The organism is Ferroglobus sp., assembly GCF_015521575.1.
Lineage (GTDB): Archaea > Halobacteriota > Archaeoglobi > Archaeoglobales > Archaeoglobaceae > Ferroglobus.
In genome coordinates this window covers 1-13,327 of sequence record NZ_WANY01000047.1, presented here as the reverse complement: position 1 = coordinate 13,327, position 13,327 = coordinate 1, and the positions used below count along the sequence as shown (strand labels likewise).

The 13,327-nt window shown below is 45.5% G+C and carries 14 protein-coding genes; 6 read left to right on the top strand and 8 right to left on the bottom strand.

Annotated features, from left to right (window positions below):
- Positions 1-317: HAD family hydrolase (locus tag F7C14_RS01945; RefSeq protein WP_290899410.1), on the top strand; the 317-nt coding region annotated here is incomplete at its 5' end.
- Between the two features lie 75 nt (positions 318-392).
- Positions 393-1,325: a 2-dehydropantoate 2-reductase gene (locus F7C14_RS01940; RefSeq protein WP_290899407.1), complete on the top strand. Its 933-nt coding sequence runs from the start codon at positions 393-395 to the stop codon at positions 1,323-1,325.
- A 146-nt stretch (positions 1,326-1,471) separates the two neighbouring features.
- Here F7C14_RS01940 and F7C14_RS01935 read toward each other — a convergent pair whose 3' ends face one another.
- From F7C14_RS01935 to iorA, 3 genes are read right to left on the bottom strand one after another with little or no spacing between them, the layout of a single operon-like run.
- The gene (locus F7C14_RS01935) at positions 1,472-2,230 is read right to left on the bottom strand and encodes an enoyl-CoA hydratase/isomerase family protein (protein WP_290899404.1); all 759 of its coding nucleotides are present in this window, start codon (positions 2,228-2,230) and stop codon (positions 1,472-1,474) included.
- Positions 2,231-2,284: 54 nt separating this feature from the next.
- Positions 2,285-3,424, bottom strand: a complete 1,140-nt coding sequence (locus F7C14_RS01930) for an MFS transporter (RefSeq protein WP_290899401.1) — start codon at positions 3,422-3,424, stop codon at positions 2,285-2,287.
- A 17-nt stretch (positions 3,425-3,441) separates the two neighbouring features.
- Complete coding sequence (gene iorA / locus F7C14_RS01925; protein ID WP_290899398.1) at positions 3,442-5,316, bottom strand: indolepyruvate ferredoxin oxidoreductase subunit alpha; 1,875 nt, start codon at positions 5,314-5,316, stop codon at positions 3,442-3,444.
- A gap of 110 nt (positions 5,317-5,426) precedes the next feature.
- On the opposite strand from iorA, the gene iorB reads away from it, so the two are divergent.
- From iorB to F7C14_RS01905, 4 genes are read left to right on the top strand one after another with little or no spacing between them, the layout of a single operon-like run.
- Positions 5,427-6,014 (top strand): indolepyruvate ferredoxin oxidoreductase subunit beta, encoded by a 588-nt coding sequence (gene iorB, locus F7C14_RS01920; protein ID WP_290899395.1) that lies wholly within the window; start codon positions 5,427-5,429, stop codon positions 6,012-6,014.
- A gap of 4 nt (positions 6,015-6,018) precedes the next feature.
- A complete protein-coding gene (locus F7C14_RS01915; RefSeq protein ID WP_290899392.1) occupies positions 6,019-7,995 on the top strand; it encodes a 3-hydroxyacyl-CoA dehydrogenase NAD-binding domain-containing protein in 1,977 nt (658 codons plus the stop codon).
- Positions 7,992-9,194: a thiolase domain-containing protein gene (locus F7C14_RS01910; RefSeq protein ID WP_367114316.1), complete on the top strand. Its 1,203-nt coding sequence runs from the start codon at positions 7,992-7,994 to the stop codon at positions 9,192-9,194. The genes F7C14_RS01915 and F7C14_RS01910 overlap by 4 nt, the downstream gene beginning before the upstream one ends.
- Positions 9,195-9,199: 5 nt before the next feature.
- A complete protein-coding gene (locus F7C14_RS01905; protein ID WP_290899386.1) occupies positions 9,200-9,697 on the top strand; it encodes a Zn-ribbon domain-containing OB-fold protein in 498 nt (165 codons plus the stop codon).
- Between the two features lie 16 nt (positions 9,698-9,713).
- Here the strand turns inward: F7C14_RS01905 and F7C14_RS01900 are convergent, their stop codons facing one another.
- The 5 genes from F7C14_RS01900 to F7C14_RS01880 all read right to left on the bottom strand — a co-directional run.
- Complete coding sequence (locus F7C14_RS01900; protein WP_290899382.1) at positions 9,714-10,679, bottom strand: hypothetical protein; 966 nt, start codon at positions 10,677-10,679, stop codon at positions 9,714-9,716.
- On the bottom strand, positions 10,654-11,475 hold the full coding sequence (locus F7C14_RS01895) for a hypothetical protein (RefSeq protein WP_290899375.1): 822 nt from the start codon (positions 11,473-11,475) through the stop codon (positions 10,654-10,656). The genes F7C14_RS01900 and F7C14_RS01895 overlap by 26 nt, the downstream gene beginning before the upstream one ends.
- A 60-nt stretch (positions 11,476-11,535) precedes the next feature.
- Positions 11,536-11,943, bottom strand: coding sequence for a nucleotidyltransferase domain-containing protein (locus tag F7C14_RS01890; RefSeq protein ID WP_290899372.1), 408 nt, complete (start codon positions 11,941-11,943; stop codon positions 11,536-11,538).
- Complete coding sequence (locus tag F7C14_RS01885; RefSeq protein ID WP_290899362.1) at positions 11,918-12,313, bottom strand: HEPN domain-containing protein; 396 nt, start codon at positions 12,311-12,313, stop codon at positions 11,918-11,920. The genes F7C14_RS01890 and F7C14_RS01885 overlap by 26 nt, the downstream gene beginning before the upstream one ends.
- 69 nt (positions 12,314-12,382) lie before the next feature.
- On the bottom strand, positions 12,383-13,327 hold a 945-nt coding region (locus F7C14_RS01880), incomplete at its 5' end, for an enoyl-CoA hydratase-related protein (protein ID WP_290899360.1).

The following is a 13,327-nucleotide window of genomic DNA, read 5'->3' as shown; positions in this document are numbered from 1 at the left end:
CAAGAAACTCAAGAAAGAGCGTTGAGATCGTGCTGGAAAAGCACGACATTTCCTTCGATTACGTATTCACGAGAGAAAAGGATCTGAAGCCTTCCCCAAAGCCGATAATAAAGCTGATGGAAAAGAAAGGGTTGAAGAGAGAAGATGCGGTAATGATCGGAGATTTCTATTTCGACTACCTAACAGCCAAGAATTGCGGAATTCCCTTCTGGATGATGCTCAACAGCAGAAACGAAACTTTTCTGAAAGAGTACGAGATAAAACCGGATTTGATTTTCAGAAATTACAGAGAGCTCCTCTCCGGCTTAAAGTTGTAAAATTCTTTAGGTATTTTGACAAACTTTGTCAAATTTGATCGAATAATTTTTAAACTTTGTAAATAACAATCAAATATGAGGATTGCTATAGTAGGAGCTGGGGTGATTGGAACAATCTTCGCCTACATCTTCGGAAAAAAGCACGATGTGACGCTCGTGGAAGTCGTTAAGGAGAAAGTTGACCTCTACAGAAAAGAGGGATACACGATAATAATGCCCGACGGAAAAGAGGTTCACGTGGATGACGTTAGCATTACCAATGATCCCAAGGAAGTTGGTGTCGTCGATCTCGTCCAGATTTCCGTCAAGGGTTACGCAACCGAAGCTGCAACGAAAGGGGCATTGCCTATGATTGGAGACGATACGATGGTCCTCTCCGTACAAAACGGACTGGTTCACGACATAATCGCATCAGTCGTCGGGAAAGAGAAGGTTATCGCCGGAATTACCGCCCACAGCGGAATGCCAGTTAAGCCGAACGTGATAAGATACGTCGGAGGGTATGGGCCTCTCCTGATTATAGGAAAGTACGACAAAAAGCCGAACGATAGGTTTAACTGGATAGTCGAGGAGTTGAAGAAGACCGGCGAAGAGATCGTTGTCGTGGATGACATAGAGCCAGTAATATGGAAGAAGCTCGTCGCCAACGTAGCTTGCAACCCGGTAGCTGCGATAACCGGAATGACGAGCGTAGAAGCTCTGGCTTGCGAAGATACGAAGGCTCTGATAAAGATGTTGGCTGAAGAAGTCGTTGAAGTTGCTAAGGCAAAGGGAATTTACTTCCCCGAAATGGAGAACATAGCCGAATTCGTCTACGAGGCTTTCGCCGGAACGAAAGACAACAAGGTTTCGATGCTGCAAGACGTGGAAAACAAAAGAAGAACTGAAATCGACACGCTAAACGGAGCGATAGTCAAAGAGGGGGAAAAGCTTGGAGTTGACGTGAAAGCGAACAAGGTAATAACGCACCTCGTAAGGTCTCTTGAATTCATGTACGACAAGAGGTAGATACTTAATAATTTTTTCATTTCCCGATTTCTGGATCGAGAAAGACTTGGGAAAAGATAGGAAAAGCAATTACCCTTTGCAGTTGGCTTGGAGGAAAAGCAGTTAGACATTTGTCCTGAGCGAATAAAAAATTAAAAATTCTAATTCTATCTTCCTTTCCACTCCGGCTTTCTCTTTTCCAGAAAAGCTTTCAAACCTTCTACTGCATCTTCGCTTTTCACAAGCTGGGACAAGTAGATATCGTTGATTACATCGAATAGCGACAAGTACTCTTTCTCCGTGGAGAACAACAGAGCTTTTTTCGTAAGTTTTAAAGCTACGCTGCTTTTTTCAAGGAGAGAATTCACGAACTCGTTTACACCTTCCTCAAATTTCTCGTCTTCGAAAACCCTGTTGACCAATCCAATCTCGAAGGCTCTTTCAGCGGTGATTGCCTCTCCGGTAAGAATGATCTCATAGGCGTTCTTCCATCCGATTATTCTTGGTAAAAGAGCAATTGCCACCGGTGGGTAGTGGGCAAGTGTTATTTCTGGCACGCCAAGCTTAGCGTTTTTCGAAGCTAAAACGAAATCACAAGCTATCGCAAGCTCGAACCCTCCTCCGAGAGCGAATCCCTTTACTGCCGCTACCGTCACAGCCTCGCACCTCAGAACTTTGTCTATCAACCGGGTGAACCACTTGATCATCTCCGGAGCTTTGTCGGGAAAGTGCTCCTTTATTTCAGCCCCAGCACTAAAACTCTTCCCCTCTCCAGAAAAAACGATCACATCAACGCTCCCAACTTCGTCAATGGCGCTGATAATCTCTTTCATCGTCTCCATGTCGAGGACGTTCACCGGAGGATTCGCTATCTTTACTCTGGCAATCCTCTCATCTTTTTCCACTCTTATTTTTTTGTATTCCATAACCCGAGTATGGTTTTACATACTTAAGTTTTACCAAAAAGAAAGTTTACAATGTCAAGTTTTTCTAACGATTACGCTACCAATTAACGCAAATGTGCCGGCTAAAACTAAAGGTATTTTGAAGCTCTCTGTGATGTCCGCTAAGAATCCGGCTACGCTCGGACCCACCATTTGACCAACTCCGAAGAATAGCGTGACAAAGCCGATGGCTGCGGAAGCTGAACTTTTTCCAGCAAGATCTCCGCAGTAGGCTTGGACTAAGGGAGGTATAGCAAGCATCGACGCTCCAGCCAGTATCGTGGCTAAAATTGCCATAGGCAAATTCGTTGAGAGTCCGAAGAGAATGAAAGCTACACCCATAATCGTGTAGACGGAAAAAAGAGCTTTCTTCCTTCCAATAGCATCAGAGATCTTACCCCAGAGAATCGCGCTAATTATCGATAAAATTCCGACAATGGACCACATACCACTCGCTATCTCATACTCCACTCCTATTTTGATGAGGTGGGAGGTGTAGAATGTGACGAAAACTATGTAGGATAACCCGAAGAAAACGTAGGAGAAGCCGAGAGTTAGAAGGCTCCTCGATCTATATACGTCTCCCACCTCTATCTTCGTCTCCGGAACGAATTCCGTCGGAGTCTCTCTGAGTTTCAAGGAGAGAATTGTGACGAACAGGCTTATTAAAGCAAGAAAAACCCACCCAGCCCTCCAGTCGTAGGAGAGGATAACCAAAGGCAGAGTTATTCCGGCGAAGATTATTCCCACGCTCGAACCAGCGTTTATCACTCCGAGGGCAAAACCCCTCCTCTCTATCTCGAACCATTTTGCTGCCAAGCCCACAAGACCGACGTTAACTCCAGCAGATCCGGCTCCAGTGAGAAATCTGTACACGCTTGCGTCGAAGAAGCCGGTGGAGAGAGAGGTTAGAAATAGCGTAACCGTGACTAAGAAGAGAGTTGACACCACAACTACCTTCGATCCGAACCTTGAAGCGAGATAACCAACGAAAGGCGAAAAGAGAACGTATCCAAAGAAATTTGCCGACGCTATAACTCCCATCTCAGTGTAGCTGAGGTTCAATCCCTCCTTCATCGGTTCGAGGATGACTGTGTAAGCGAATCTCGCCAAACCCAATCCTACGAAAATTCCGAGTAATCCGACGACGAGGGTGTAAATTTCCTCCCTCTTCATGACCAAAATAAAATAATTTATTGTGTCCTTTTAACCCTTATCGCATTTTCCGGACAAACCTGCCTGCAAACTCCGCAGCCAACGCAAAGGGCTTCGTCAATCCACACCTTCTCCCCGTCGTAAACTATCGCTGGGCAGGTGAAGTCCGAAACGCACCTCAAGCAAAGAGTGCATGCTTCGGTAACTTCGAAGGGTCTTATCTTAACTCCCTTCCTCCTCCTCTCCCTCGTCCAAAGTATTGCGCACGGCTGCCTTGCGACGATGACAGCGACACCATCATGCTCCAAAGCTCTTCTGAGCGTTTCCTCCATCTTTTTAAGGTTCATCGGATTCACAACTTCAACGAAATCTACTCCAACACCTTTAACCACGTCCTCTATCAAGATCTTCTTCTTCTCAACTCCGCAGATGCTTTCACTCACTCCGGGATGTGGCTGATGACCGGTCATAGCTGTTGTGAGGTTATCGAGAACAACGTAAACGAACTTCGCTCCGTTGTAAACGGCATTCGCTAAAGCCGGAATTGTAGCATGGAAGAACGTCGAATCTCCAGCAGTCACGACTATTTTGTTGTTTATAACCCTATACAACCCGTTAGGCACTCCAACGCTCGCTCCCATGCAGATGGTGATGTCCACAGTCTGGAAGGGCTTGTTGACGCCGAGGGTATAACACCCTATATCGCTCGGCAAACACTCGTTTCCGGCTACTTTCTTTATAGCGTAAAAGCTCGCCGCATGAGGACATCCCGGACATAGCACTGGAGGTCGAGGGGGTGCTACGCTCATCGTCTTTTGGAGAGCTTCCATCTTCTCCTGAACGTTTACAGTCGGAGATATTCCGAGCATCTTAGCTATTCCCTCCTCAACCACTCCAACACTGTACTCGTAGTTCATTGGGAAGTAGCCGTTCTCCTTTCCGTAAACCTCGACTCCGTAGTCTTTAGCTATAGCCTTCACGTGAAGTTCCACAAACGGATCGAGTTCCTCAACCACAGCAACTTTGTCGAGGTTGCTTACGAAATCCTCTATCAGCTTCGTTGGTAGCGGATGGGTCGTGGATAACTTCAACAAAGGTAAATCTCTTCCAAGCCTTTTTATCGCTTCTTTAGCGTAAACGTAGCTTAATCCAGAAGCAATAACTCCAGCTTTTCCATCTCCCCCCTCCACCCAGTTGAACTCCTTTGCCTTAGAGAAGTGCTCCTCAAGTCTCTTTAGCCTTTCAATCACCCTCGGCTTCAACCTTCTCGCAACAGCGGGAACTATTACATCGGTCTCCGGATGTTTTTCCCACTTAACCTTTTCAAGCTTTTTCTCCGGGATTTCTCCAAGTTCCACAACCCCGCTTCCGTGGTTCAACCTCGTTACGGTTCTGAAAAGAACGGGAGTGTTAAATTTCTCGGAAACTTCAAAAGCGAGTTTCACGTAATCTTTCGCCTCTTGAACTGTAGAAGGCTCTATAACGGGAACTTTCGCAGCCTTTCCGTACCACCTATTGTCCTGCTCATTCTGACTTGAGTGCATGAAGGGGTCATCAGCTGTAACACAAACGAATCCACCCCTCGCACCTATGTAGGAAAAAGAAAATAAAGCGTCGGCTGCAACATTTACACCGACATGCTTCATCCCACACATACCACGCTTGCCAGCAAGGCTCGCTCCGATGGCAACTTCAAAGGCAACCTTTTCATTGATAGACCATTCCATGTAGTACTCCATCCGATCCCTGATATAATCGCAAGCCTGCTGCAAGGTTACGCCGATCTCAGAAGAGGGAGTTCCGGGATAAGCAGCGTAAACGTCTATTCCAGCCTCCAAAGCCCCTCTGGCGATAGCTTCGTTACCGAGGAGGAACACCTTCTCTCCAGCCTCTTTGAGGACGTCACGAAGCATGTTACAATGTTAGGTTAATCGTTTATATATTTTTCCTATTGTAAACAACTGCTTATAAGCGATGTTTCTTTAGTAAAATTCATATAGTTAAAAGTGTAAATCTTGGAAAGATGAAGCTGGACATACTGCTTGTAGGTGTTGGAGGGCAGGGAATTCTCACAACATCCAACATACTCGCGAGGGCAGCTTTAAAAGCTGGTGTGAATGTGGTCACAGCGGAAACTCACGGAATGGCTCAGAGAGGAGGAAGCGTTGAAGTTCACGTGAGACTTGGAGACGTGTACGCTCCGCTAATTCCGGTAGGTGGTGCCGACTACGCCATTTCCCTTGAGCCAGTGGAAATTCTAAGATATACCCAATACCTAAACGAGGATACAACCGTGATTTTAAACGACAGACCAATCGTTCCGCCATCCGTTTCAGCTGGTTTGGGAAGGTATCCAGAGATAAACGAAATTCTCGAAGCTTTGAAAGATATAACGAAGAACGTCAAACTCGTTAGTGCTTCGAAAATTGCTGAGGAGGTTGCTGGCACGATACAGGCAACTAACGTTGTTGTCGTAGGAATGCTTGCAAGGCTTGCGGATCTTCCATTTGATTACGAGATTTTGGAAGAAGTCGTCAAGGAGTTCTTCCCAGAAAGGCTTGTGGAACCCAATTTGAAAGCTCTTAAAGCCGGTTACAACTACTGGGGGTGATTTTTTGGAGGTTAAAAATATAGCTGTTTTGGGAGCTGGAGCGATGGGGCACGCTATAGCTGAATTAGCAGCAGTTTCCGGATTTAACGTAAAGATTAGAGATATAAAGGAGGAAATTTTGAAAAACGCGATGGAAAAAATAAAGCAGAGTCTCGAAAAAGATTTCAAGAAGGGTAGGATAAAAGAAGACCCTCAAGCTGTTTTAAGTAGAATTTCAGCCACGGTAGATCTGAAAGAAGCTGTGGAAGATGCGGACATGATAATCGAAGCTATTCCGGAGATAATGGATCTTAAAAAGCAGGTTTTTGCCGAGTGCGAGGAGTACTGTAGAGAAGATACGATAATAGCAACTAACACCTCTTCTTTGAGCATTACGGAGCTTTCCAAAGCTTTGAAGAAGCCGGAGAGGTTCATTGGCTTGCACTTCTTCAACCCGCCGAAGGTGATGAGGTTAGTTGAGATAGTCTGGGGAGAGAAAACGAGTGAAGAGACAGTAAAGATCACCGAAGAAGTTTCTAAGAAAATGAACAGAGTCATAATCCACGTTAGAAAGGACGTTCCCGGATTTGTTGTAAACAGAATTTTCGTGACGATGTCTAACGAAGCTGCGTGGGCTTTGGAAAAGGGAGAAGGAACAGTAGAGGAGATAGATTCAGCCGTAAAGTACCGAATGGGTTTACCCATGGGATTATTTGAGCTGCACGACCTCCTTGGAGGAGGTTGCGTCGACGTTAGCTACCACGTCCTCGAATACTTCAGGCAAACCCTCGGAGAAAGCTATCGACCAGCTCCGCCTTTCGAGAGGTTATTCAAAGCCGGACACTTGGGGAAGAAGAGCGGAAAAGGTTTCTACGACTGGAGCGAAGGAAAGAGCAACGAAGTCCCGCTTAGAGCCGGAGCGAAGTTCGATCTTCTCAGGCTTATTGCTCCTGCTGTTAACGAGGCTGCTTGGTTAATCGAAAAAGGAGTTGCCACGGCTGAAGAAATCGACCTCGGAGTAATCCACGGATTGAACTATCCGAGAGGTTTGCTGAGGATGGCTGACGACGTAGGCATTGACAAGATCGTCGAGAAGCTTGAAAAACTCTACGAGGAGTATAAAGAAGATAGGTACAAGGTGAATCCGGTTTTGGAGAAAATGGTAGAGGAGAACAAACTCGGCAGAAAGACTGGAGAAGGGTTCTACAAGTACGGCAGAGGACTCTACGAGTTCGTCAAGGTTGAAAAGCCTAAGGAAAATGTAGCGGTTATAAAGCTCAACAGACCGCAGAGGGCTAACGCCCTGAACGAAACCTTCCTTAAAGAGCTTGAGGACGCTTTAGACTGGCTTGAGGAGGACGAAGAAGTCAGATGTATAGTCATCACCGGCGAAGGTAGAAACTTCTGCGCCGGAGCAGACATAGCCGTCTTTGCGGAAGGAAAAGTCGAGAGGATGTTCGAATTCAGTCAACTCGGGCAAAGAGTCTTCAACAAGATAGAAAAGCTGTCTAAGCCGGTAATAGCAGCCATAAACGGGGCTGCGATGGGTGGGGGATTTGAATTAGCCTTAGCTTGCGATCTCCGAATTGTGAGCAGCAGAGCGATTTTGGCTTTGCCGGAATTAAACCTCGGAATCTTTCCCGGCTGGGGAGGAACGCAGAGGCTGGCTTTAGCGGTGGGAGTTTCCAAGGCTAAGCAGTTCATCTTCATGAGGGAAAACATAGATGCGAAAACAGCTTACGAGCTCGGAATAGCCAATTACATAGCAGAGGAAAACGAGTTCTGGGACAAGGTAATGGAGGTGGCTGAGAAAATAGCCGAAGGTCCACCGTTAGCCTACAAGTACGTCAAGAGGGTGATGTTCCACGGAATCAAGCCGGAGCTCGAAGCTTCCCTCTTCATGGAGTCAGCTGCGGGAGGAGACATAGTGCTTTCGGAAGATGTGGCTGAGGGTATTCAGGCTTTCTCCTACAGAAGGAAGCCGAACTTCAAGGGGAGATGATTATGAGGAATGTGGCTATAGTTGGAGTAGGAATAACGAGGTTCGGCGTTAGAGAGGCGAGCTGGAAAGACCTTGTGCTTGAGGCTGGTAAGTCTCTCTTTGACGACGTGCCAAATTTGGATAAGAAGGATATAGACTCACTTTTCGTGGGAGCCGCTCAACCGGAAAGATGGGTGTATCAGACTCACGTCGCTCCGCTTGTGGCTGAACTGCTCGGAATAGAAGTGAAGAGAGTAATAGCGAGGACGGAATCGGCTTGCGCAAGTGGACAGCTCGCGATAAGGTACGCTTGGCTTTCCATAGCGACTGGATTGAGCGACGTCGCTTTGGTTGTCGGAGTCGAGAAGATGAACTCGAAATTCCTCAATGTGAGCCAATCGAGCATGATAAACGTCGGGAACAGGGAATTCGATGGAGCGAATGGCTTCACAGCTCCTCCCTTCTTTGCGATGGTCGCTCAAAGGCACATGCACTTATACGGCACGACTGAAGAGCAGCTGGCGATGGTTAGAGTAAAAAATCAGGAGTACGGCTCTCAGAATCCATACGCCCAGTTCCAGAAGAAGGTGACTGTGGAGCAAGTTCTCAATTCAAGGATGGTCGCTCCTCCTCTGAAGCTCTTCGACTGCTCAGCCATAACAGATGGAGCAGTCGCTTTGCTTTTAACGAGCGAAGAAAAAGCGAGGGAATTCACAGACACTCCCGTCTGGATTCTCGGAGGAGTTCAGCACGTTGATGCGGCACATACTACCAATCAAATGGGAGAGCTGGCAGAGTGGGTGGCTCTGAGGAAAGCTGCCAAAGATCTCTACGACATGCTGAAGATAACTCCGGACGACATAGACATAGCCGAAGTCCACGATTGCTTTACCATAAGCGAGATAATCGAATACGAGGAGTTCGGGTTCTGCAAGAAGGGAGAGGGAGGAAAGTTCATAGAGGAGGGAGAGAGCTACATAGGAGGAAAAGTGGCTGTAAATCCAGGAGGAGGCTTGTTGGCCAATGGGCATCCGCTGGGAGCTACCGGCACGAGGCAAGCTTGGGAGATAGTGATGCAGTTCAGAGGAGAAGTGCCGAAAGGGAGATACGTTGATGGGGCTGAACTGGCCATAGCCCACAACCTCAGCGGAATGGCTCAGCTCCACCACATCATGGCTTACAGCGTTAACAAGCCAAGAGATGTGAAGTTCGGGAGGTGATGAAAATGAAGAAGCCGAAGAGGACGCTTACATTACCGGAAAAAATAGACTTGCCACCTCTCTTGGATTTGTGGGATCAGCAAGATCCGAGCGGTCCAGATGCAACCGGCATCTACGACTTCTACAGAAATTTGGCTGAAGGCGAGCTGACAACGACGAAGTGCAAGAGCTGTGGAAAGCTTATGTTTCCACCTCAAATCATCTGCCCGAACTGCTACAGCGATGAACTCGAATGGGTGAGAATTCCAGAAGAGGGAGAGCTTTACGCTTTCACAGAGTTAAAGCTCGGAGCTCCAATAATAGTAGAGAACTACGCTCCATTCGTCATAGCCATAGCGAGATTCGGAAATTATCCGGAAAACGGCGTTCAAATAAGTGGAATGATGTTCGACGTGAAGTACGAGGACTTGAAGATAGGAGATAAAGTCAGGTGGGAAATACTGGAGATAGAGGGTCCGGGGGAGAAGAAGAGATACTGGTACTACTTTGAGAAGGTCGAATAAATAGTTATCAATATTTTTACTTGGCCATTGACCTTATTTTTACCACAACAAACAATAAAGGTAAAAATACAGATAACATAAATATCGCTATATAAACCAAAAATCCGTCTAAATATTCGTTCAGCAACTCAAAAACCGGAGAAGCTGTTGCAGAAAGGAATGTCAGAAGAATCATTATACCAAAGCTTACGAATTCTTTTGAGACTAAATTCAAAATTTCTCGCCTAACTTTTACCGGATGTAATTCCCCATCTAACAATTTTCCCTCATGGGTGTCAGAGATAAGACCCAAAGCCGTTCTTGCATGCTTATCCATAAAAATTCTCGGTATGTCTGGAGATACCTTAAGTATTCCCTTTGCTGAGTGATAACGTGTATTCAACTTGGATTCTTCGCGTTTTTCCCTATCTTCTATCATTTCCTTTGTGGCGGTGTAAGCCTTCAGCTTGATCTTTTTAAGTTTAAAATAAGCTTCCTTCTCCTTTACAGGAGCTTCGCAGATTATTGTGTCTCCAGGGTTGCAGCCCAGTATGTCGAAAGCTTCGACTGGTATTCTGCAAACATTCTTTTCAATATCCGGTATATCTGATTTGCACACCCTCAAAACTAAGTATCGCCAGCCAAATAATTTCGAAAAAATATAGCAGATTTTATCAATCCACGATAACTTTAATGGATATAGTTTTACCTTAACTATCTTTTCCCTTCTTTCTTCTTCCGGAATTCCTATAGCATTCCTTATACTCTGGTCAACTTTCACTTGATTGTCCATCAAGTCCTCATCCAGAATGACTCTGCAGTGTATTCTTAATTTTGTTTCGCTGAGTGTTGCTGGTGAATACTCAACAACGGCAAAATTACCCAATTTCCTTTTAACGTTTCCGTTCACGCATACGATATAATCTCCATGAGCTTCTTCCCTGTTCTCTGTGGGTAAAACTTCGAATTCTCCAAGATCAGCAGCTTCCGTCGATAATTTCATAGTGATCGTAATTGAATTTTTCTGCTAATTTTTTCAATTTCTCTGTTCTGTCTTTCCGAATTTTTTCATTCATGACGTTTTCTAAAACGAATGTGTCGAAATCCCTGTCCGCCGCTATTAACCTTCTGACAACATCAAGAATCTCCCATTCAGTCATTTCTGGAAAAATTCTGTTTTCAGCTTTTATAGATGATAGCGCTACTGGGGTTTCGTTTATAAGTAAACAACCGTTGATGCTCAAATATACGAATACCTCCTCCAGGGTCAACCCACCATCTAAAGAAACTTTTATTCTCCGCAACTTGCAAAAATAATAGTTGATACCAATACTTTCAGTTTTATGCATATGTTTCAGCAGTCTCTCATTCAGATAAGCTACGAAAGTCTTCACGACTGTTCTCGGAGAGTACTGCAAAGTGGCAGGAATCGAGCCGTAGGGTGAAAAGTGTGCAGAATACACCACATCAAAATCGTACAGATCCGCCTTTATAACTGGTATTACAACATTCTTAAAACTCAAAAACTTATGTCTCAACTGTTCAACGGATGCATTCGAACCGTAAGCCAGAACTGGACAAGTTTCGGATATGTCAAAATCCGTATTCAGCACATCAGCTAATCTGACATTATTACTTCCTACTACTACGATGCTTTCTCCGAATTCGTCGAAATTTACCTTTTCGATTTCAAATGCATTCCCGTCTACATAAACGTAGGATCGTTTCGGCAGATCATAAGGATACCGAACCGCTCTTAAAATTAGTTTCCTCTCTTTTTCTACAAGCGGTTTTGCCATACATTTGTAAGTTTCAGCGTAAAAAATATAATGATTACCTCTACCAAAATAAGAGAATCTTCATTCAGGAAGCACGTAAGAAACCTTACTCTTCCTCAATCCCTTTTTCAATAGCTCTTCATAAGCCTTCTTGACGACCTCAAATTTCTTCGACTCGAAAAGAATTATTCCCTCGGAGAGTGCGTCAAGAATCGTCGGGCTTCCCCTCTTCAGCATTTCCAAAGCTTCGTTGAGCGTGTAGGGGTGAGGTTCGATGTTAATGCCCAGATCGAGTATTTCCAGCAATCTACCTATCCTGTCCAAGTACCTTTCAGTGAAGTCGGCGATGATTAGAAGGTCGTAATCGCTCCAAGGTTTATGATCGCCTCTCGCTCTCGAACCGAAAAGAATTACGGCGTGAACGTCGTAGTGTTCCCTTAATTTTTCCACAGCTATTTTTAACTTATCCAGAGACAATTTTTCTTGCAAAATTTACCACCTCTTCGGCAGCTCTTATCGCTCTTTTAGAAGTCTCTTCATCGTAAGCTTCGTGAGGCGTTCCAGAAGGGTGCGCATTTGGATACCGAGAAGGAATGTAATGTCTATCCAGCTCCCTCGCATGAATCATGAGTTCTTCGTCTTTTTCTCCCTTTTTTTCAAAAAACCTTTCCAGCAATTCTCTGATACTATGCCCCCAAGGAGCTTCGTTTATATGAAATAGCAAAGCTTTAACTGCTTTCTCAGCCGCTTGATGCGCATAGAACGCCGAGGCGTTATATCTCCCTTTTTCGTGCAGCATCTTAGCCGTCCCCAAATCCCAAAGAGCTTCTTCCAACCACCTTTCAGCTTCTTTCCTCATTTAATTTTCAATCAACCACAGTTAAATATAACGTTTTGCTTAAAAATATGCGGCAAAAAAGAGAGAAAATTACTCAAGCTTCGCTCCGCAGTTAAGGCAGAACTTTGAAAAGTCGGGCAAAAATTCTGCTCCGCACTTCTCGCACTTCTTCATCAACGGCCCGTATGGATACCTTGGATCCATGCCTTTTCCGATTCTGTCTCTTATTTCTCTCATCCTTGCCTTTCTCTTCTGCTTGAACGCCCACAGTCCTTCGCTCGGCTCGACTCCACCGATGTTTAAAGAGAACCATGCTTTTCCGTGTTCCCAAGTTAGTCGCCAGACGAGATCCCTCCACCAGTTGAGGTGGACTTTGAAGTACCACAGGCTCGAAGGAGACAAGTCAAGCATTCTGTCGATCATCTCCTTCACTTTGTCGTCAAGTTTTTCCTGAGGAACGACAGCGTTGACGATTCCCCACTCGTAGGCTGTCTTAGCATCTATCTCGCTGCTCATCATGACTATCTCGGCTGCCCTCTTCAATCCTATGTGCAAAGGCAACCATTGAGAGAGACCGCCTATAGAAGTCATTCCCACTCTCGGCCCGGGAGAGATGAACCTCGCATTTTCGCTCGCCACAGCCAAATCGCATGCGCAGACAAACTCGAAACCTCCTCCGGCTGTAACTCCGTTCACCCTCGCTATAACCGGCTTTCCACAGTGCATTATCATGTCGAAAACTCTTCCGTAAATTTCTCCCCACTTCCAGAAGTCGGAAGGCTTTTTCGTGTACTCCTCAGCGTACTCATGCACATTACCGCCGGTGCAGAAAGCTTTGTCTCCCACACCGGTCAAGACTATAAACTGCACATCGTCGTTCCACATAGCTCTTTCTATTGCGTCAACCATCTCTCTAAGCGTGGTCAATGTGTAAGAATTGTATTCATGCGGTCTGTTTATTGCTATCAAAGCCGTATGCGTGTACCAATTTTCGTCGTAAATAATCTCTTTGTAGTCCGCCATGATAAGATGTTG